Origin of the sequence: Pseudactinotalea suaedae (assembly GCF_009733815.1) — a bacterium.
Taxonomy (GTDB): Bacteria; Actinomycetota; Actinomycetes; order Actinomycetales; family Beutenbergiaceae; genus Pseudactinotalea; species Pseudactinotalea suaedae.
Map to the genome: position 1 here is coordinate 84,145 of NZ_WNXY01000003.1, position 19,352 is coordinate 103,496.

General features: G+C 70.8%; 17 protein-coding genes. 5 read left to right on the forward strand and 12 right to left on the reverse strand.

The window, feature by feature from the left end:
* Window positions 1-63: 63 nt before the first annotated feature.
* Window positions 64-1,236 carry an L-rhamnose isomerase gene (gene rhaI / locus GPA04_RS05960; protein ID WP_156223173.1) on the reverse strand — a complete coding sequence of 391 codons (1,173 nt, stop codon included), beginning with the start codon at window positions 1,234-1,236 and terminating at the stop codon, window positions 64-66.
* Between the two features lie 175 nt (window positions 1,237-1,411).
* On the opposite strand from rhaI, the gene GPA04_RS05965 reads away from it, so the two are divergent.
* Both GPA04_RS05965 and GPA04_RS05970 read left to right on the forward strand, forming a co-directional pair.
* Complete coding sequence (locus GPA04_RS05965) at window positions 1,412-2,464, forward strand: LacI family DNA-binding transcriptional regulator (protein WP_156223174.1); 1,053 nt, start codon at window positions 1,412-1,414, stop codon at window positions 2,462-2,464.
* Between the two features lie 80 nt (window positions 2,465-2,544).
* Window positions 2,545-3,582 (forward strand): LacI family DNA-binding transcriptional regulator, encoded by a 1,038-nt coding sequence (locus tag GPA04_RS05970; protein ID WP_156223175.1) that lies wholly within the window; start codon window positions 2,545-2,547, stop codon window positions 3,580-3,582.
* A gap of 9 nt (window positions 3,583-3,591) precedes the next feature.
* Here the strand turns inward: GPA04_RS05970 and GPA04_RS05975 are convergent, their stop codons facing one another.
* Window positions 3,592-4,920 (reverse strand): multidrug effflux MFS transporter, encoded by a 1,329-nt coding sequence (locus GPA04_RS05975; RefSeq protein ID WP_156223176.1) that lies wholly within the window; start codon window positions 4,918-4,920, stop codon window positions 3,592-3,594.
* A 118-nt stretch (window positions 4,921-5,038) separates the two neighbouring features.
* Here GPA04_RS05975 and GPA04_RS05980 point away from each other — a divergent pair, with 118 nt between their 5' ends.
* Window positions 5,039-5,866, forward strand: coding sequence for a pyruvate, water dikinase regulatory protein (locus tag GPA04_RS05980; protein ID WP_156223177.1), 828 nt, complete (start codon window positions 5,039-5,041; stop codon window positions 5,864-5,866).
* 147 nt (window positions 5,867-6,013) lie between these two features.
* Window positions 6,014-8,653, forward strand: a complete 2,640-nt coding sequence (gene ppdK / locus GPA04_RS05985) for a pyruvate, phosphate dikinase (RefSeq protein ID WP_156223178.1) — start codon at window positions 6,014-6,016, stop codon at window positions 8,651-8,653.
* Window position 8,654: 1 nt separating this feature from the next.
* On the opposite strand, the gene GPA04_RS05990 is transcribed toward ppdK, so the two are convergent.
* The 6 genes from GPA04_RS05990 to GPA04_RS06015 form a co-directional block, all read right to left on the reverse strand.
* Window positions 8,655-9,044, reverse strand: a complete 390-nt coding sequence (locus tag GPA04_RS05990; protein ID WP_156223179.1) for a DUF2185 domain-containing protein — start codon at window positions 9,042-9,044, stop codon at window positions 8,655-8,657.
* Window positions 9,044-9,592 (reverse strand): hypothetical protein, encoded by a 549-nt coding sequence (locus GPA04_RS05995; RefSeq protein WP_156223180.1) that lies wholly within the window; start codon window positions 9,590-9,592, stop codon window positions 9,044-9,046. Before GPA04_RS05995 ends, GPA04_RS05990 begins: the two co-directional genes overlap by 1 nt.
* 64 nt (window positions 9,593-9,656) lie before the next feature.
* A complete protein-coding gene (locus GPA04_RS06000) occupies window positions 9,657-12,182 on the reverse strand; it encodes a GH-E family nuclease (RefSeq protein ID WP_156223181.1) in 2,526 nt (841 codons plus the stop codon).
* On the reverse strand, window positions 12,182-12,547 hold the full coding sequence (locus tag GPA04_RS06005; RefSeq protein WP_156223182.1) for a DUF6507 family protein: 366 nt from the start codon (window positions 12,545-12,547) through the stop codon (window positions 12,182-12,184). Before GPA04_RS06005 ends, GPA04_RS06000 begins: the two co-directional genes overlap by 1 nt.
* Window positions 12,548-12,557: 10 nt before the next feature.
* A complete protein-coding gene (locus tag GPA04_RS06010; RefSeq protein WP_156223183.1) occupies window positions 12,558-12,893 on the reverse strand; it encodes a hypothetical protein in 336 nt (111 codons plus the stop codon).
* A complete protein-coding gene (locus GPA04_RS06015) occupies window positions 12,893-13,921 on the reverse strand; it encodes a DUF6177 family protein (RefSeq protein ID WP_156223184.1) in 1,029 nt (342 codons plus the stop codon). The genes GPA04_RS06010 and GPA04_RS06015 overlap by 1 nt, the downstream gene beginning before the upstream one ends.
* A 150-nt stretch (window positions 13,922-14,071) precedes the next feature.
* On the opposite strand from GPA04_RS06015, the gene GPA04_RS06020 reads away from it, so the two are divergent.
* The gene (locus GPA04_RS06020) at window positions 14,072-14,734 is read left to right on the forward strand and encodes a uridine kinase family protein (RefSeq protein WP_156223185.1); all 663 of its coding nucleotides are present in this window, start codon (window positions 14,072-14,074) and stop codon (window positions 14,732-14,734) included.
* A 113-nt stretch (window positions 14,735-14,847) separates the two neighbouring features.
* Here the strand turns inward: GPA04_RS06020 and arfA are convergent, their stop codons facing one another.
* From arfA to GPA04_RS06040, 4 genes are read right to left on the reverse strand one after another with little or no spacing between them, the layout of a single operon-like run.
* Complete coding sequence (arfA, locus tag GPA04_RS06025; RefSeq protein ID WP_156223186.1) at window positions 14,848-16,356, reverse strand: arabinosylfuranosidase ArfA; 1,509 nt, start codon at window positions 16,354-16,356, stop codon at window positions 14,848-14,850.
* A gap of 29 nt (window positions 16,357-16,385) precedes the next feature.
* On the reverse strand, window positions 16,386-17,645 hold the full coding sequence (locus tag GPA04_RS06030; protein WP_436277904.1) for a glycoside hydrolase family 27 protein: 1,260 nt from the start codon (window positions 17,643-17,645) through the stop codon (window positions 16,386-16,388).
* A complete protein-coding gene (locus GPA04_RS06035) occupies window positions 17,642-18,646 on the reverse strand; it encodes a zinc-dependent alcohol dehydrogenase (protein ID WP_156223187.1) in 1,005 nt (334 codons plus the stop codon). The genes GPA04_RS06030 and GPA04_RS06035 overlap by 4 nt, the downstream gene beginning before the upstream one ends.
* 31 nt (window positions 18,647-18,677) lie before the next feature.
* Window positions 18,678-19,334 (reverse strand): TetR family transcriptional regulator, encoded by a 657-nt coding sequence (locus GPA04_RS06040; RefSeq protein ID WP_156223188.1) that lies wholly within the window; start codon window positions 19,332-19,334, stop codon window positions 18,678-18,680.
* Between the last annotated feature and the right edge of the window lie 18 nt (window positions 19,335-19,352).

Sequence of the window (19,352 nt, forward strand, 5' to 3'; positions counted from 1 at the left end):
TCTTCCTGTGGCTGATCTGGGTAGGGAGGTCTGGCCTGGGCTGCCCGACGGCGAGGGGTCGCCTCAGGCTCCCCAGCTCGCCTGGGTGCCGCCGACGCGCTCCTCGCTGACCTTCTCGACGTAGCCGGAGGCGCGGAACGCGGCGATCGGGTCGCCGTCGAGCCCCTTGGCCTCGCGGACCTCGGCGAGCAGCGGGCGGACGTCGGTGTTGTAGGCGTCCATGAGCACAGCGTTGGCGCCGAGCACGTCACCCGAGCGCTGCGCCTCGGCGAGCGCGTCGCGGTCGACGAGCAGCGCCTTCGCGGTGGCCTCCTGCACGTTCATGACCGAACGGATCTGCCCCTGGATCTTCGCCTCGATGTTGTGGCACTGGTCGAGCATGAAGTTGACGCCCGAGTCGGGACGCAAGGCGTCCGAGATGACGATCTCGTTCATGATCCGGAACAGCTGGAACGGGTCGGCGGCGCCGACCATCAGGTCGTCGTCGGCGTAGAAGCGCGAGTTGAAGTCGAAGGCACCGAGGCGGCCGACGCGCAGCAGCTGCGCGACGATGAACTCGATGTTGGTGCCGGGTGCGTGGTGACCGGTGTCGAGCACCACGGTCGCCTGGTCGCCGAGCGCCATGCAGTGCACCAGCGAGGTGCCCCAGTCCGGGATGTCCGTGGTGTAGAAGTACGGCTCGAAGAACTTGTACTCCAGCAGCAACCGCATGTGCGGCTCGAGCGCCGCATAGATCTCCGCCAGGCTCTCGGCGAGGCGGTCCTGCCGCGAACGGATGTCGTCCTGGCCCGGGTAGTTGGTGCCGTCCGGCAGCCAGATCTTCAGGTCCGTGGAGCCGGTCGCGCGCATCACGTCGATGCAGTCGAGATGGTGCCGCACCGCCTTGGCGCGGATCGTGGGGTCGGCGTGCGTGAGCGAGCCGAGCTTGAAGTCCTCGTCCTGGAAGACGTTCGAGTTGATGGCGCCGATCTGGACACCGTGCGCACGCGCGTGCCGGGCGAGGTCGTCGAAGTCGTCGACGAGGTCCCACGGGATGTGCAGCGAGACGCGCGGCGCGGTGCCCGTATAGGTGTTGACCTGCGCGACGTCGGCGATCTTCTCGTACGGGTCGCGCGGGACGCCGGGGGTGCTGAACACCTTGAACCGGGTACCGGAGTTCCCGAACGCCCAGGAGGGCAGCTCGATCGTCTGGGCTGCGAGGGCGGACCGGACGTCGGCGTCCGACAGCGTGCTCATGAGATGGCTCCTTGGTCAGCGATTCAGCGTCGATGTTGAAACGTTTCAGGTGAAGACGACTCTATAAATCCAGCCTGGCACCTGTCAAGACGCGGCGCGGCCGATCGGAGCCGGCCCGCGCGGCTCGGCGCGGAGTCGGCCCTACGATGACGCCACACCAGCGACTGGAGAGATCATGCTCAGGGGCGCCCAGCCCGACGGCGACGACCTCGGGATCCCCCGGGGCAAGAAGCCCGCCATCAAGGACGTGGCTCGCCTCGCCGGGGTCGCCGTCGGCACCGTCTCGAACGTGCTCAACGACCGCCCGACCGTGACGCCGGACACCCGGGAACGCGTGCTCGCGGTCATCGAGAGGATCGGGTACGTCCCGAACGCCACCGCCCGGCGGCTGCGCAACGGCGAGGTCACGACGATCGGCGCGGTGGTCCTCGATCTCGCCAACCCCTTCTTCACCGAGATGGCCCGCGGCGTCGAGGACCGGCTCTCGCAGGACGGCTACACGCTGATGCTGTCGAGCTCCGACGAGGACGCCGGACGCGAGCGCCGCTACCTCGACCTGCTCCTGCAGCAGGGCGTCCGCGGGCTGCTCGTGACGCCGTCGGGCAACGACCTGTCCTACCTCGCCGAGATCCGCGAGCGCGGCACCGACGTCGTGCTGCTCGACTCCTTCTCGCGCGAGTTCGACTCGGTCTGGGTCGACGACGTGGCGGGCGGCGCGCTGGCCGCCGCTCACCTGCTCGACGGCGGCCGGACGCGACTCGCGCTCCTCAACGGACCGCACACCGTGCGTCAGTGCGAGGCGCGCTATCACGGCGTCGAGCGGGCGATCCTGACCCGGGAGCTCGACCTGGCCGGCGTGCTGACCGAGGTGGAGCTGCAGGCGCCGATGACGGCCGAGCTCGCCGGGATCGCCACCCACGCCCTCCTCGACGCCCCCGGCGGGCCGCCCGACGGCATCCTCTGCGTCAACGACATCGTCGCGCTCGGTGTGCTGCAGGCCCTGCACGCCCGCGGTGTCTCGGTGCCCGACGACGTCGCGGTGGTCGGCTACGACGACATCATGTTCTCGGCGATGCTCAGCACCCCGCTGACATCGGTCCGGCAACCGACGCGACAGCTCGGCTGGACCGCCGCCGACGTCCTGCTGCGCGGCGAGCCGGGCCGGTGCGCCCAGCACGTCGAGTTCACACCCGAGCTGATCGTGCGGGCCTCGAGCCAGCCGCGGTGAACCGGTGGCGGGCGAACGCGTTGAAACGATACACTGATCGCTTCCGGGCGCCGAGGCCCGCTGATGATGGGGGCCGCGCGATGTCGACCGAGACACCCGAGGCTGCACTGAGCGCTCGCGTGCGCCGCCCGAGCGTCACCGACGTCGCCCGGCTGGCGGGGGTGTCGGTCGGCACCGTCTCGAACGTGCTGAACCGGCCGGACCGGGTGGCCACCGCGACGCGGGACCGCGTGCTGGCCGCTATCGAGGACCTCGGGTTCGTGCGCAACGCCTCGGCCCGGCAGCTGCGCAGCGGCGAGATCACCACGATCGGAGCGGTCGTCCTCGACATCGCCAACCCGTTCTTCACCGAGATCGCCCGCGGCATCGAGGACCGCCTCGCCGAGGACGACCTCACCCTGATGCTCGCGAGCTCCGACGAGGACCCCGAGCGCGAGGCGCGCTACCTGCGGCTGTTCGCCGAGCACGGCGTCCGCGGCGTGCTGGCGACGCCCTCCCACGGCAGCATCGACGCCCTGCTCGCGCTGCGCGAGAAGGGGATCCCGGTCGTGCTGCTCGACCACACCTCGCCGGTCCCGGAGCTGGGCTCGGTCGCGGTCGACGACGTCAGCGGTGGTGGGCTCGCCATCTCGCACCTGCTCGATCTCGGCCACCAGCGGATCGGGTTCGTCAACGGCCCGCTCACGCTGCGGCAGTGCGTCGACCGCCGCGACGGCGCGGTGCAGGCCTTGATCGAGCGCGGTCTCGACCCGGCCGAGTCCCTGGTCGAGGTCAGCGTCGACAACCTCAACGCCGATGCCGGCGATGCGGCGACCCGGCGCCTGCTGGCCCGCGAGGACCGCCCCACGGCGATCTTCTGCGTCAACGACCTGACCGCGCTCGGCAGCCTGCGTGCGCTGCGCGAGGGCGGCGTCGCGGTGCCTGACGACATCGCCGTGGTGGGCTACGACGACGTCTCGTTCGCGTCGATGCTGTCGACGCCGCTGACCTCTGTGCGTCAGCCCACGCACACGCTCGGCTGGACCGCCGCCGACATCCTGCTGCGCACCGGGCTCGACGACGTCGAGCAGGTCACCTTCACACCCGAGCTGATCGTGCGGGGTTCGAGCGCGACCTGACCCAGCGGGTCAGGCTCCCTCCACCGCGAGGGCGGGAACGCCGTCGTCGACCGGCGCGTCCTGGACAGCCGAGTCGGGACGTGCCTCGCGCGCCCATCCCCGAGCCACGAGCAGCAGCAGTCCGGCGGCCACGAGGATGGTCCCGCTCATCACCGCCGCCATGGTGAGGGCGCTGACCTCGCCGAACAGCCCGGTCACCGGTGCGATCGCGGCACCCACGCCGAACTGCGAGGCGCCGAGGAGCGCGGCTGCGCTGCCCGCCTGGTGGGCGTTCCGTTCGAGCGCGATGGCCGGCACGGAGGGCATCACGAAGCCGGCGGTGCCGAGCACCAGCACCAGTGCGGCGACGAGGGGGCCGATGCCGGCGATCGTCCTGCCGACCGTCGCCGCCACGACCACGAGCACCAGCGACAGCACGACGCCGACGGGCACCACCACGGACAGGATCCGCTCGGGCGTCACCCTGCCCGCGAGCGCACCGTTGATCTGCGACCCGGCGGTCACAGCGATGGCACCCGCACCGAAGATGAGCGCGAACTGCTGCGCGGTCAGACCGAAACCCTCCTGGAACACGAAGGTCGATGTCGAGACATAGGTGAACATCGCGGCCATGTAGAACCCGGCCAGCAGTGCGAGAGCCACGAACGAGCGGTCCCGGAGCAAGGACCCGTACGAGGCGAGCGCAGGGCGGATACCGCCCGAGCGGCGGTACTGCGCGGGCAAGGACTCCTGCAAGAACAGGAGCACGAGGGCCAGCAGCGCAGCTCCGACCACCGCGAGCACGAAGAACATCGCGCGCCAGTCGCCGAAGCGCAGGATCTGCGCGCCCAGCGTCGGTGCCAGGATCGGCGCGACACCCACGATCAGCATGAGCCGGGCGATGACCTTGGCGACCCGCGGACCCGAGAACCGGTCCCGCACGATGGCCATCGACATCACCATGCCCGCAGCGGCCGCGAAGCCCTGGATCCCGCGCAGGGCGGCGAGCGCGGCGATCGAGGTGGTGAACGCGATCGCCAGCGACGTGGCCCCGTACAGGGCGAACGCCGCGACCAGTGGCCGGCGGCGCCCCAGCGCGTCCGAGAGCGAGCCGATGACGAGCTGACCGAGCGCCAGCCCGATCAGCGTGGTCGTCATCGTGAGCTGCACGCTCGCGCGGGAGGTGCCGAGGTCGATCGCGATCTCGGGGAACGCGGCCAGGTAGAGGTCGATCGTCAGCGGCCCCACGGCGGTGAGCGCCGACAGCAGCAGCACCAGACCGGCCGGGATCCGGCCGCTGAAGGAGGGCTGGACTCGAACGGGCGGGCCCGCAGACGCGGCAGGCTCAGAAGTTCCCATGGCGAGCGCAACGCGCGCCCGGTGCCGCCTCATTCCCGCCCGGGCCGGCGTCTCAGCCGGTGGGCAACCGCGGGGAGGTTCGATCGCGGGACGACGGGCAGGGTGGGAGGATCGCGCTGTGGCGGAGCGGCTCGAGATCCACGTCGTCGCAGACTCGACGGGCGACACGGCCGCGCGGGTCGCGCGCGCGGCGAGAGCGCAGTACGCCGATCGCGAGATCCGCATCGTGCGACACCCGCGGATCCTGTCGGAGGCGATGCTGCGGACGGCGATCGAGCCGCTCGCCGGCCGGTCCAGCACCGTCGTGGTGTTCTCGACCCTCGTCGACGAGCAGATGCGCTCGCTTCTCGCCCAGCTCTGCGCGGAGGGCCGCCTGGTGCACGCGGATCTCCTCGACCCCGCGGTCACGGCACTGCAGCAGGCGATCGGCGAGGCACCCTCACGCACGGTGACATCGGTCGGGGTCGGGGAGGACTACTTCAAGCGCATCCAGGCGATGGAGTTCGCCATCGCGAACGACGACGGCAAGCTCACCCATCCCCTGTCCGCCGCCGACATCGTGCTGGTCGGGGTCTCGCGGACCGGCAAGACGCCGCTCTCGATGTACCTGGGCTACCTCGGCTACAAGACGACGAACATCCCGCTCGTGCCCGGGCTGCCCGCTCCGCGTGCGCTGTTCGAGGTGGACCGGTGGAAGATCGTCGGGCTGACGATCGACCCGCAGCGGCTGCACGACATCCGGCGCCGGCGGGTGAGCACGCTGGGCATCACGCAGGGCAAGGACGGATACGCCGAGCTGGCGAAGATCTACGACGAGCTCGACGAGATCGCGGCGGTGCTCCGGCGGCTGGGATGCCCGGTCATCGACACCACGTCGGTCGCCCTGGAGGAGGCCGCGATCCGGGTCATCGAGGTGGTCGAGCAGCGGCGGGACGCGCTCGCCTGACCCGGGAGTGTGGGGTTCGTCACGGTGGATCGATTCGGCGCAGGCGGCCGACGACCGCGGAGCCCCCAGCCGCGCAGGGCACCGCTACTGTGCCCGCACGTGCCGGCACCGCGCCGGTGAGGATCGTGTCCCGACGGAGTGAGACCGATGACGCAGCAGCGCTACCTGTACGACCTCGCCGACGGAGACGCGTCGATGAAGGCCCTCCTCGGTGGGAAGGGCGCAGGCGTCGCTCAGATGCTGCGCCTGGGTGTCCCCGTCCCGGACGGGTTCACCGTCAGCACCGCAGCCTCGGTCGACACCACGGCGAACGACGGCGAGTGGCCGGCTGGGCTGTGGGAGGAGACTCTCGCAGCGCTCACCCGGCTGGAGGAGCGCACCGGGCGGGGTCTGGGCGACCCGGAGCGGCCGTTGCTCGTGTCGGTGCGTTCGGGTGCGGTGGTCTCGATGCCGGGGATGATGGACACGATCCTCAACCTCGGCATCAGCGATGCGACCGTCGAGGCGTTGGGGCGGGAGGCCGGAGATCCGCGGTTCGCGTGGGACTCCTACCGGCGGTTCCTGCAGATGTACGGCGAGGTCGTCGAGGGCGTGCCGGCGCACGCGTACGAGGATGCACTGACGGCGATGAAGCGCGACCGGGGCGCGGCGCAGGACACCGACCTGTCCACCGACGACCTGCGTGAGCTGGTCGAGGTCTTCAAGATCGTCAGCCGTACGCACATCGGCTCGGATCTGCCTGCCGACCCGCAGGAGGCGTTGCGCCGTGCGATCGACGCGGTCTTCCGGTCCTGGCTGAACCCGCGGGCGGGCGTGTACCGCCGCGCGAACGGCATCCCGGACGATCTCGGCACCGCGGTGAACGTCATGCAGATGGTGTTCGGCAACCGGGGCGAGACGTCCGCCACCGGCGTCTGCTTCACGCGCAACCCGGCGACCGGTGCGAAGGAGCTGTACGGCGAGTTCCTGCTGAACGCCCAGGGCGAGGACGTCGTCGCAGGGATCCGCACACCCCGACCGCTGGCCGAGATGGAGGCCGTGCTGCCGCAGGCCTACGCCCAGCTGCTCGAGGTCATGGGCACCTTGGAGTCGTACTACCGCGACATGCAGGACATCGAGTTCACGGTCGAGGACACCGTGCTCTACCTGCTCCAGACCCGGGCCGGCAAGCGCACCGCCGCCGCCGCGCTCAAGGTCGCGCGCGATCTCGTCGAGGAGGGGGTCCTCACCCGCGAGGAGGCGATCGGCCGGATCGAGCCCGCCCAGCTGGATCAGCTGCTGCACCCCGCGCTCGGCGACCACGGACAGACCCCGGCCACCCGCGGCCTGGCCGCCTCCCCCGGCGCTGCGGTGGGCGAGGTGGTGCTCGACTCCGACACCGCCGAACGTCGAGGCAAGGCAGGAGAGGCCGTCGTGCTGGTCCGGTGGGAGACCACCCCCGACGACATCGCCGGCACCCTGGTCGCTCAAGGCGTGCTGACGGCGCACGGCGGCATGACCAGCCACGCCGCCGTGGTGGCACGGGGCATGGGCAAGCCCTGCGTGGCCGGCGCCTCTGACATCAGCATCGACACCGACGCCAAGACCCTCAGGATCGGCGACGTCACGCTGGCCGAGGGTGACGTCATCACCCTCGACGGATCCACCGGCGAGGTGTTCGCCGGCGCCCTCGAGCTGGTGCCGCCGCAGATCAACGCCGACTTCGCCGCCGTCGTCGGCTGGGCCGACGAGGTGCGCCGCCTGGGGGTACGCGCCAACGCCGACAACGGCCCCGACGCCGCCAAGGCCCGCGAGTTCGGCGCCGAAGGCATCGGGCTGTGCCGCACCGAGCACATGTTCATGGAGCAGGACAGGTTGCCGGCTGTCAGGAAGATGATCCTGGCCGGCGACGACGCCGAACGCGCCACCGCGCTCGAGGAGATCCTGCCGATGCAGCAGGCCGACTTCGAGGCCATCCTCGAAGCGATGAGCGGGCTGCCGGTCACGATCCGGCTGCTCGACCCGCCGCTGCACGAGTTCCTCCCCAGCCTCGTGGACCAGGCCCTCGAGGTCCAGCGACTCGAGCTCACCGAGGGCACCCACCCCACCGACCTCCGGCACGCCCGCGCCCTGCTGGCCCAGATCAAGAAGCTCACCGAGCAGAACCCGATGCTCGGCACCCGCGGCGTCCGCCTTGCCCTGCTGCACCCCGAGATCCCCCAGATGCAGGTGCGAGCGATCGCCCGAGCAGCCTTCGCCGTCGCCGATCGAGGGAGTGACCCCCGGGTCGAGATCATGGTCCCGCTCGTGGCCTACGCCGAAGAGCTGCGCCGGATGCGGGCCATCATCGAGACCACCCTCGAGGACGAGTTCGATCGGGCCGGCCGCCGCCTCGAGATCCCCGTCGGCACCATGATCGAGCTCCCCCGGGCCGCCGTCGTCGCCGATCAGATCGCCGAGCACGCCGACTTCTTCTCCTTCGGCACCAACGACCTCACCCAGACCGGCGTCGGCATCTCCCGGGACGACGCCGAGGGCGCCTTCCTGTCGCACTACCTCGACAGCGACGTCGTGCCCGACAACCCCTTCTCCACCATCGATGTCGACGGCGTCGGCGGCCTCGTCGAGCTCGGCGCCGAGCGTGGGCGCTCCGCCAGGCCCGACCTCAAGCTCGGCGTCTGCGGCGAGCACGGCGGCGACCCCGCCTCGATCGCCGTCTTCGAGCGCCTCGGCCTCGACTACGTGTCCTGCTCCCCCTACCGCGTCCCGATCGCCCGGTTCGCCGCCGCGCAGGCCACGCTCGAGTAGGTCAGGCGCGGTCCTGCGGCGGGACGTACAGGTTCTCGGTGGGGATCGGCTGGCCGGAGGGCGTGTCGAAGATCCGGATGCCGTGCTCGTCCCGCACCACCTGCAGCTCCGACCCCACCGCCAGATCCCAGATCCCGATGAGGGCGGGCTCGATCGCGCAGACCTGGTTGAAGTCGGTGATCCTCCAGCTCGACGGATCCGACAGGTACTCGCTGGTGTCGATGTGGCTCATGATGCGCCAACCGTTGTCGGCCGGGCCTCGAGAGGGCTTGCGCTGCATCCACCGCACCTTGCCCGCGCCGCTGAGGACGTTGAGCGTCGCCAGGCACGCACCTGCTGCGGGGATGAACTCGGGATAGCGGGCCCGCGGGCCGCCCGGGGTCTCCGTCATCAGGCCGCTCCCCCGCTCGCCTCACGGTCGCGAACCATCTGCTGCAGGATCGGACGATTCCGTGGCGCGGCATCCATGATCCACTCGCGCACCGTGCGGGCGCTCGTCGCCCGGGCATCGAGGTCGAGATCGGCGCGTGCGAGGAACACCTCGTACAGCGGCACCGCCTCCTCGTCGGAGATCGAGGTGTTGTAGAGCATGGCCAGGGGTGCGCCGTACTTGGCGTCGGCCGCGTTGACATCGGCGCCGCCGTCCAGCAACCGCGACACCAGCGCGGCCTCGCCCGCGGGATCGTGTGCCCGCTGCCCGAGCAGCACGTGCAGCAGTGTCGTCCCGGTCGTGGTGACCACCGAGGCGTCAGCGCCGTCGTCGAGAAGGCGGTTCGCGATCGCGACCCGTGTCTGCGGATCACGGTTCGCGAGGGCACCGAACAGCGCCGTCTGGCCCGTGGAGGGCGACGAGTACCGCGGCGTCACCTCCGGGTCGTAGTCGGCGAGGAACGCCTCCAGCGAGGCTGCCCGCTTCGCGCCAAGGATCGGATCTGCCACGTGTGTCTCACTCGCTTCCGTCTCGGACGCCGTCGAACATCATCATGCTGCCACAGCGCCGAACTCACTCGTCCATGTGCGACTGGTTGCGTGCCGATCCCTCGGCGACGTAGTTCTCGTCGTTCACGTACTCCTCGAGGAAGATCTCCAGGTTCTCGACCGGGTCGTCGGAGAGCTCGTGGTTGAGGTAGCGCTGCCGGAGCTCGCTGTACTTGGAGCCAGGCACGTGACCCATGTCCCAGAGGCCCTGCCTCGGCTCACCCGGACGCCACGTGATCAGCTCCCACGAGCCGTCGACGTGCTGGATGTAGATCTGGTCGCGCCCCGGAGCGGGGAGCGGGTTGCCGTTCTCGTCGTTCAGCAGCCCGGCAGCGGCATCGTCGACCTGCGACTCGTGGGTGTTGTTGAAGACGTCCTCGACCTGACCGTCGGCGTACGGCGGGCGGTTGTTGGCGTACGGCATCAGGTCGCCGTTGGCGTCGTACCCGAAGCTGTTGGGCGCGCCGGTGTCTGGCATCCCCGAGGGGTATCCGTTGCCGTGCAGCTGCGCGACCCACTCCTGCGCCACCGGGTCCCAGCGCATCTCCCAGCCGCGGTTGCCGTTGACATCGGTGAGCCTCAGCGGCTCACCGGTGCGGGGATCGACGGGACGGCCGTTCTCGTCGACCGGAGCCCGGTCCAGCGCGTTCTGCACGTCCTTGTCCGTGTACGGCGGCACGTTGTCACCGCTGGATGGCACGGTGTCGGGCGCGTCGGCGTCGGGGTTGTAGCGCGTCTCCGGCGCACCTGGGCTCCGCTCCGTCCCAGGCTTCGGCTCCGCGGGGGCCTCCGGCTCAGCGGGCGTGTCAGGCCCGTCAGGGTTGGTCGGCCCGTTCGGCTCCTCCCCGTTCATGTCCGGGTTGGTCGGTCCGGCAGGTTCCTCGGGCGCCGCCGGTCCCTCCGGCTCGTCAGGGTTGGTCGGCCCCTCGGGCTCCTCGGGCCTGACCGGGGTGGTCGGGTCGTCGGGACGGGTCGGGGTGGTCGGGTCGTCGGGCCTGACCGGGGTGGTCGGGTCGTCGGGGCGGGTCGGTGTGGTCGGGTCGTCGGGCTGGGTCGGGCGCGTCGGCTCGACGGGGTCGTTCACGCGCGGAGGCGGGTTGTCGCCGCCGATCTCGGGCGTCCGTGGGCCGCCGTCGCCGTGCGGGCCGAAGATGTCGTTGGTGACCGGGGTGGTGTCCCGGACCGACGGGATCTCCGTGACCTCGTCGATCAGCCCGGCGGGGTTGAACCGGGTGGTGGACCCGGGGCCCACAGGCACATCGTCACCGAACCGGATGGCGTTGCGCAGGCCGGCGAGGAAGTGCGTGCCGCCCTTGACGGCGAAGGACCCGCCCGGCACCACGAAGTCACTGACGACGCCGGTGATCTTCGCGAGCCGCGACCCGAGGGAGCCGGTCTTGAGCGCGGCGCCCGCCTGACCCGCGCCAGGGATGAAGAAGGTTCCGACGTTGAGGAGCGACTCGGTCCCGGTGGACCAGCCGTCCTCCTTCCACTTGTGCCAGCCGTCGCCGCCATCCATGGCCGCCTGGAGGTCGTAGCCGACCAGGCTCGACCAGCCGCCCGCGGCGACCTCGAGGCGCTCGGTGTACCAGTCGCCGAACGCGTTGTCCGGGACATCGGTCCCGGTCGCGATCATGACGGCGTTCGGGATGGTGCCCACGACCATCACCACGGTCGAGCCGAGGAAGTTGCCCAGGCCGCCCCAGGCGTTCCCGGCGACGTCCCAGCCCCACTCGCCCGCCTCGGTGTCGTACCCGATGAGCGATGCAGCGCCGGAGTAGAGCCCGTACCCGAAGTTCGACACACCGTTGCCGACCGACTCGTGGCAGTTGCGGTCCTCCTCCCGTGCGGTGCCCCAGGGCATCGGCATCTCGGGGTTGGTGAACGCCTCGGCGGGGATCGCCTCGACCTCGGCGACGCACGCGTTGACGATCAGGCCGTTGATGCTGTTGGCGCAGGTGGTCACGGCGGTCGAGATGTCGGCCAGGATGCCGGCGTACTCCTCGAGCAGCTCCTTGTTGCGGTCGACCGAGTCCCCGTGCTCGTACCAGGGGACCTCCACCATCTCCTCGTTGCCGATGCCGATGGCGGCGAGCGCCGACTCCCCCGCGTCGAGGAGGTTCGCGTCCTTCGCCTCCGACTCCGGCACCATGACACCGTGCTGGACCTCGTTCCGGAACGCCCAGGCATCGGCCTCGCAGGACTCCAGCCTCGACTTCAGGCCGCTCAGCTCGCTCGCGTAGGTGTCGAGGTGCCCGGCGGCGCTGTGAAGCGCCTCCTTCAGGTCGGTCGCATCGGTGACCGCGGGGTCGATCAGCGTGTAGACCGATTCCTGCTCGGGTGCCTTGTAGTGAGCGGGGATACCTGACCAGGTGGTGTCGATCGCGGTGGTCTCGGTGAGCACCGTGCTGCCCATGGTGCGGATGTTGGTCGCGGACGTCTCGATCGCGCTGGTGTCCAGGTCGTGCGCTCGGCACGGGAAGTTCGCAGGGTTGATGAGCCCACCGTCGACTCCCTCGGCCGTGCAGACCGACATCGTCTCGTCGCCCATCAGCCCTGGTATCCGTTCTCGACGAAGTAGGTGAAGTCACCAGTGGCCGCCGACTCGATCGCCTTGGACTGGAACGTGGCCGCCATGTCCTCCTGGCCGTTGTTGTAGGCGATCGTCGCGTTGGCGACGCCGACGGTGGCCGCGTTGATCCGGTTGCTGATGTTCGTCAGCCGGATCGACTGGTCCTCGAGCAGGGCCTGGACCGCCGTCGGGACATCGACCGTGACACCTCCGCCCCAGGTGAGGCCCTCGAAGATGTCGGTGAACTTCTGGTCCTTCAGGGCCTTCCCGAGGTCGGTCGTGTCGGTGCTCACCGTGTTCAGGATCTGCTGCACGCCGCTCGGGTTGATGCTCCACTGGCTCATGTCGGTCTCCTCACACCCGTTCCTTGATGACCCCGCCGACGGCGGTCGCGATCGCTTCGGCGACCGCGCGGCCGGACCCGGTGTCTCCATAGGGAATGTTCAGCTCGGTCCACAGCGCAAAGCTCGCCGGTGGGTCGACGACGGCGGCCGCGGCCTCCCGCGGGTGGGACACCGGCCGCGAGGCATAGATCGTCAGCACCGGCCTGGCCTCGACGTCGACGAGCTGCCCGATGTCTCCCCCGCGATAGGTGACATAGGTCCCGTCGGGGTGGGCATCGGCGGCTGCCCGCACGACGCGTTCCGCGGTCACCTCGATGTCGGACAGAAGCACCAGCTCGGTAGCCATCACGCGGTCCTTCCGTCGAGCATCATCGTGCGACCGATCGCCTCGGGACCGAGATCCCGGGCGAACGCGATCATCTGGTCCCACATGCCACGGTCAGGTGCGCCGAAGCAGACGAGAAGACTCGGCGTGCGCTGCCGGCCGAGCACGGTCACGTCGTGGCGCCGGCGCAGCCAGTCGAGGTCGACCTCGAGGCCGTGCACGGCGGCAGGGCCGAGCAGCACGGCGAGCGGCGCCTCCGGGCGGCGGGCAGCCGCGCGCTGGGTGGCGCCCGCGTCGAGCTCGGCCACCGACACCAGCCCGATCGAGGGCAGGAACGCACCGTGCACATGGGTGAGCATCCGCCGCGCGCGTCCGACGAGCTCGGTCTTCGCGGGGGCGTACGGGCCGGCCGGCACACCACCCTTGACCAGCTCGTGCACCCCGCGCCGGGTGCGCCCGGCACTGATGGCGACGAACGAGCCGTCGGCAGCCCGGCCATGGACCACATCGGAGTCGGGCATGCTCCGGCGGATCACCTCGGTGAGCGCGCCGTCGTTCCAGTCCTCGGCCAGCGGCTCGACCGTTCCCCACACGTCCAGCCGGCTGCCGCCGAGGCTGCTGACGACCTGCTCGGCCAGCGCGCCCATGCTGAGCGAGCTGCTGACCCTGTGGTGGGCGTACACCTCGAACATGAGCGCCGCGATCGAGTCGGTCTGCGGCTGCCCGAAGCCTGGGAGCCGCCGCCGGTCCGCCACCGGTGGTGCCCACAGGTCGGCGAACGAGGTGATCTCCAGGCCGCTCAGACCGTCGTAGACGCCGCTGTCGTCACGCACGGCCCAGAACGCGCCGCAGCGGCCGAGCGCCAGGGTCGCGAGCGAGCTGATGCGAGCGTCGGGGCGCGTCAGCACGACCGGGCGCCGCCCCACCTCGACCGTCGTCGTCAGGAACGTCGACAACGCTTCGGTGAGCAGCACCGAGCGGCCGGAGGCGGCGTACAGGGCGTACTCCTGCGTCCACTCGTCGGCCACGGGGTTCACTGTCTCGATCATGACTGGCTCTCGGTTCGGGGCGAGGCTTCCCGCACGAGGCTATGTCCGGTCACGACTGCGGACAACGGGGAGTCCTCCCCACCCACGTGGCTCGATACCGACCTGGCCGGCTCTGTCGAGGGTTCGCGCGATCCCCCCGATAATGGTGCGGTGTCAGCCGATCCTCCCGCCGAGACCGACGCCCCCGGGCTCTTCGAGATCCCGGCTGGTTCGCGCAGGGTCGCCCACCGGATCGTCCTGCTCACCGGGCCATCCGGTTCCGGCAAGTCGTCGTTGAGCCGCCGGCTCGGTGTGCCGACGGTCGCGCTCGACGACTTCTACTTCGACATCGACCGCCCGGGCATGCCGCAGCGGTACGGCAGCGTGGACTGGGACAGCCCGGCCTCGTGGGATCACGCAGGTGCGCTGGCCGCGCTGCTCGACCTGTGCCGCGAGGGCGAGACCGAGCTACCGGTCTATGACATCCCGACCTCGCGCCGCACCGGTGAGACCCGGCTGGTGATCGACGGCGACGACCCGATCGTGGTCGCCGAGGGCATCTTCGCGGCCGAGCTCGTCGCGGACCTGCGTCGCGAGGACGTTCTCGCCGACGCGATCTGCCTGGTCCGGCCCCGCCTGAGCACGTTCTGGTTCCGCCTGCTCCGCGACTTCGGCGAGAGCCGCAAGCCACCGATCACGCTGCTGCGCCGCGGCAGCTCGCTGCTCCGGGCCGAGCCTGCCCTCGTCCGCGGCTGGGTGGCGAAGGGCTGCCGCCCGCTCTCCCCCGCGGCCGCGGAGGCGGCCATCGGCGCGCTCGCCTCCGGCCGCCCCTGACCCGCTTTCACCGCACTTTCGACCGTCGCCCGCTTTCACCGCACTTTCGACCGTCGCCCGATGTCACCGCACTTCTGACCGTGTCGGACGTGCGGTGACATCGCGCGGTGGCCTCAGCCGAGGCGCAGGACGCTCCAGGAGACCGGCGGAAGGGTCACGGTGAGGACGCCGTCGGCCACAGCAGCGGTGGCGTTCGCCACGGGCAGCACCGAGCTGTCGTCGTCAGCCGTGGCCGCCCAGGTGTGGTCGTCGTTGGTGTAGGTCAGCGCCTCGACCAGACCGAGCTCTCCCAACGCCGCGACCGACACCGTCAGCTCCAACGGACCCTCGGTGCTGCGGTTCACGGCGAACACCGACACCGCACCCGTCTCGGGGTCGCGCGTGGCGACGGCGTCGAGCGAGGTGACGTCGCCGAACTTCGCGGTGGGGTGCGTCGGCGAGTCGAGCGCCACCTGGAGCACGTCGCCCTGCGCGTGCTTCGCGGTGAGCGAGAACGGGTGGAACGTCGTCTGCTTCCACACCCGCCCGCCCGGCTCGGTCATGATCGGCGCGATCACGTTGACGAGCTGGGCCAGGCTCGCCGAGTGCACACGGTCGGTGTGGCGCAGCAGCGAGATCAGCAGCGAGCCCACCACCACGGCGTCGGCCACGTTGTACTTGTCCTCGAGGATGATGGGCGCGACCGGCCAGTCGTCACCCTTCGCGAGGTCGGTGGCCACGCGGTCCTGGTACCAGACGTTCCACTCGTCGAAGCTGATGTTGATGCGCTTGGAGTGCCGGCCCACGGCGCGCACGTAGTCCGCGGTCGCCACGACCGAGGAGATGAAGTGGTCCATGTCGACGGCGGAGGCGAGGAAGCTCGCCAGGTCGCCGTCCTTCTCCTGGTAGTAGGCGTGGGCGGAGATGTAGTCGATGTTCTCGTACGTCTCGGCCAGCACGGTCGCCTCCCAGGCGCCGAAGGTCGGCATGCTGGAGTTCGACGACCCGCACACCACGAGCTCGAGGCCGGGGTCGATCATCCGCATCGCGTTGGCGGTCTCCTTGGCGAGCCGCGCGTACTCCTCGGCCGTCTTGTGGCCGATCTGCCACGGGCCGTCCATCTCGTTGCCGAGGCACCACATGCCGATGCGGTAGGGCTCCTCGCGGCCGTGGGCGCGCCGCAGGTCGGCGAAGTGCGTGCCGCCGACGACGTTCGTGTACTCGAGGATGTCGAGCGCCTCCTGCACGCCGCGCGTGCCGAGGTTGACGGCCATCATCGGCTCGATGTCAGCCTTCTCGCACCAGCGCATGAACTCGTCGACCCCCACCGTGTTCGGGTCGGTCGAGTGCCAGGCGAGGTCGAGCCGGCGCGGCCGGTCCTCGACCGGACCGACGCCGTCCTCCCAGCGGTAGCCGGAGACGAAGTTGCCGCCCGGGTAGCGCACGGTGCCGACCCCCAGCTCCTTGACCAGGTCGATGACGTCCTGGCGGAAGCCGTCGGCGTCGGCGGTCGGGTGCTCGGGGTCGTGGATGCCGGTGTAGACGCACCGGCCCAGGTGCTCGACGAACGAGCCGAAGGTGCGGCGGCGGACCGGCCCGACGACGAAGGCCGGGTCGAGGGTGAGGCTGGCGGTGGATGTCACGGGGAGCTCCTGTCGGGCGGGTGGTGCGGTCAGGTGACCAGGCGCAGCAGCCGAACGCCGTGCGCCGGGATGGTCAGGTCGTTCACGGTGGCGGGTGTGCCGGTCCAGAGGTCGACGGCGGAGGCCGTCCGGATGTCCACGAGCGCCGGCAGGTCGATCACGGCGGGCGTCGTGCCGAGCCAGAAGGCGGCGACGTAGCGCGCCCCGGTCTCGGCGTCCTGGGCGGTCCAGATCCGGAGGTCGCCGTCACGCCGGATCTCGGCGCCGCCGGTCGAGCCGGAGAGGATCCGGAGCACGTCGGGGTTGGTGAGGAGGTCGAACGTGGCGTCGTCCGTCTCCGGCAGGTGGCCACCCATCATGAGCGGCGAGCGCCCGAGGACCCAGAGGCTCAGCAGCGTCCGCTGCTCGTCGGGCGTGAGCCGGGAGTCGCGGGGGTCACCGCGCTCGGCGCGGATGCCGATCCGCCCGAGCGGCAGCATGTCGGCGTCCGCCCAGCCGCCTGGCTGCTGCAGCGGCGCCCAGCGCGCGAGACGGTCGAACTGCTCGACGACGTCCTCCCAGCGGTCCCAGAGGTCGTCCGAGATCCGCCACATCGTGGCGTTCTGGCGCAGGTGGTCGAGGTGAGCCGGGTCGAGCCCGGTGCCGGGCGAGAGGCTGAGCTGGATGTCGCGGCCGCTGCGGCGGATCGCCTCGGCGTAGGCCGCGATCTCGCGCTCGTGGTACGGCGCCAGCATGTCGTCGGCCTTGATGAAGTCGACGCCCCAGCCCGCGAACGTGGCGAGCTGGGCGTCGTAGTACGCCTGCGCGCCGGGGTGGTCGTGGTTCAGCCCGTAGTTGTCGGGGTTCCAGGGACAGGTCGAGGACGTGTCCGCGATGTCGCGGGCGCTGAAGTCGGTACCCCTCACGGGAAGCTCCTGCTCGACCGCGATCTTGGGGATCCCGCGCATGATGTGGAGGCCGAACCTCAGCCCCAGGTCGTGCACACGGGCCGCGAGGGCCGTGAAGCCGGTGCCGTCGGCGGCTGAGGGGAAGCGGTTCGGCGCAGGCTGGTGGATGCCGAAGTCGTCGAGGAGCAGCGGCGCGTCGTCGTTGTAGCCGTGCGCGCGTGCGGTCGGGTCGTACCACTGGATGTCGACCACCACGGTGTCCCAGCCGAACGGCAGCAACCGCTCCGCCATCACCTCGGCGTTGGCGATCACCTCGGCCTCGGTGACGGTGGTGCCGAAGCAGTCCCAGGAGTTCCACCCCATCGGTGGTGTCGCGCTCACGTTCTCGGGTGGTGCGCTCACGCGAGCCCGATCACGGTCTTGAGCCCGGTGCGGGCCGTGGCGCGGGTGAAGGCACCGGCGACGTCGTCGAGCGGGGCGCGCTCGGTGACGACCGAGCGCACGTCGATCAGGCCCTGCTCGACCAGCCGGATCGAGCGCGGGTACATCTCCTTCATGCGGCGCACCATCGTGAAGGTCAGCCCCTTGCGGCGGGCGACGTGCGCCGGGAAGGAGGACCGTTCGTCGTCGGGGATCCCGGCGAGCACGACCCGCCCACCGGGTCGGACCGCGGTGACCGCGATGTCGATCGCGGTGTCGGTGCCGGCGATCTCCATGACGACGTCGGCGCCCAGGCCCCACTGCTTCCACGTCGCCGACTCCTGGGCCTCCTCGACGTCGAGCACGACGTCGGCGCCGTAGCGCGCCGCCGCTTCCCGGCGGTGCTCACGCGGCTCGACGGCGATGACCCGGCCCGCTCCTGCGGCCTTCGCGAGCTGGATGGCGAGCAGGCCGATCGGTCCGCACCCGACGACGGCGATCGTGTCGCCGACCCTGCTGTGCGCGAGGTCCCAGGCGTGCAGCGCCACCCCGAGCGGCTCGAGCATCGCCCCGTCGGCGCCCGTGAGCCCGTCGGGCAGCGGGTGCAGCAGGTGGGTGGGCCAGGCGATCAGCTCGGCCATGCCGCCGTCGAGGGTGCTGTGCCCGGCGAACTGGATGCGGACGCAGAGGTTGCGGTGCCCGGCCTCGCACATCTCGCACCGGCCGCACGGGATGGCGGGATCGACCGCGACAGGGACGCCGTCGAGATCGCCCGAGGCGCCGACGCCCGCGAACTCATGGCCGGGGATCGTGGGGCGGGTCAGCGTGGCGTCGCCGATGCCGCCCTCGCCGAACCAGTGCAGGTCGGACCCGCAGAGCCCGACGTCGGTCACCCGGACCAGGGTGTGACCCTCAGGCACCTCTGGTTCAGGGGCCTCCTCGACCCGGACGTCTCCGACACCGTGCAACATCGCCACGCGCATGCCTCGATGTTAGCGTTCACATCTGCTGCTGTCATCTCGATGGCGGCCCGATCGACCGGGTCAGGACCCCGACCGGCACGTCGAGGATGTGGCGCAGGTAGTCGAGGAGCTCGTCGGCCATGTCGAGGCTGTCCCGGTCGAGCAGCCACTGCACCTGGACCCCGTCCCAGAGGGCGATCATGCGCGCCGCGGCGTGCGCCGGGTCGACACCCTCGCGCAGCTTCCCGGTGGCCCGCGCCCGCTCGAGCGCACGCCGGATCTGCGCACGCAGCCGCGCGTACCGCGCGACGAAGAAGTCGTGGGCCGGGTGGTCCGGCGACGTCGCCTCGGCGGCCAGCACGCAGTAGAGCTCGACGACGCCGGGTTCCGTGGCGTTGAGACGCGCGAGCTCGAGCATGCCGCGCAGCGTCTCCATGCCGTCCTCGGCCTCGTGGTCGACGATCCGGTTCGCGCGCTCGTCGCGGTGCTCGAGAACCGCCTCGAGCAGGGCCATCTTGCTCGGGAAGTGGTGCAGCAGGCCGGCTTCGCTCATCTCGACGCGCGTCGCGATCTCACGGAGCGAACCGCTGCGGTAGCCGCACTGGGCGAACACCTCGAGCGCGGCGTCGAGGATCCGCTGCCGGACCTCCCGGCTCTTGCGATAGGGGCCGCGCGGCTGACCGGCGCCCCTGCCCGTTCGAGGCGTCACCGTTGCCGCCAGGCACAC

Coding starts and splice junctions, on each gene's coding strand:
- rhaI (WP_156223173.1), bottom strand. CDS start 1,236: ATGAGCACGCTGTCGGACGCCGACGTCCGGTCCGCCCTCGCAGCCCAG.
- GPA04_RS05965 (WP_156223174.1), top strand. CDS start 1,412: ATGCTCAGGGGCGCCCAGCCCGACGGCGACGACCTCGGGATCCCCCGG.
- GPA04_RS05970 (WP_156223175.1), top strand. CDS start 2,545: ATGTCGACCGAGACACCCGAGGCTGCACTGAGCGCTCGCGTGCGCCGC.
- GPA04_RS05975 (WP_156223176.1), bottom strand. CDS start 4,920: ATGGGAACTTCTGAGCCTGCCGCGTCTGCGGGCCCGCCCGTTCGAGTC.
- ppdK (WP_156223178.1), top strand. CDS start 6,014: ATGACGCAGCAGCGCTACCTGTACGACCTCGCCGACGGAGACGCGTCG.
- GPA04_RS05990 (WP_156223179.1), bottom strand. CDS start 9,044: ATGACGGAGACCCCGGGCGGCCCGCGGGCCCGCTATCCCGAGTTCATC.
- GPA04_RS06000 (WP_156223181.1), bottom strand. CDS start 12,182: ATGGGCGACGAGACGATGTCGGTCTGCACGGCCGAGGGAGTCGACGGT.
- GPA04_RS06005 (WP_156223182.1), bottom strand. CDS start 12,547: ATGAGCCAGTGGAGCATCAACCCGAGCGGCGTGCAGCAGATCCTGAAC.
- GPA04_RS06010 (WP_156223183.1), bottom strand. CDS start 12,893: ATGGCTACCGAGCTGGTGCTTCTGTCCGACATCGAGGTGACCGCGGAA.
- GPA04_RS06015 (WP_156223184.1), bottom strand. CDS start 13,921: ATGATCGAGACAGTGAACCCCGTGGCCGACGAGTGGACGCAGGAGTAC.
- GPA04_RS06035 (WP_156223187.1), bottom strand. CDS start 18,646: ATGCGCGTGGCGATGTTGCACGGTGTCGGAGACGTCCGGGTCGAGGAG.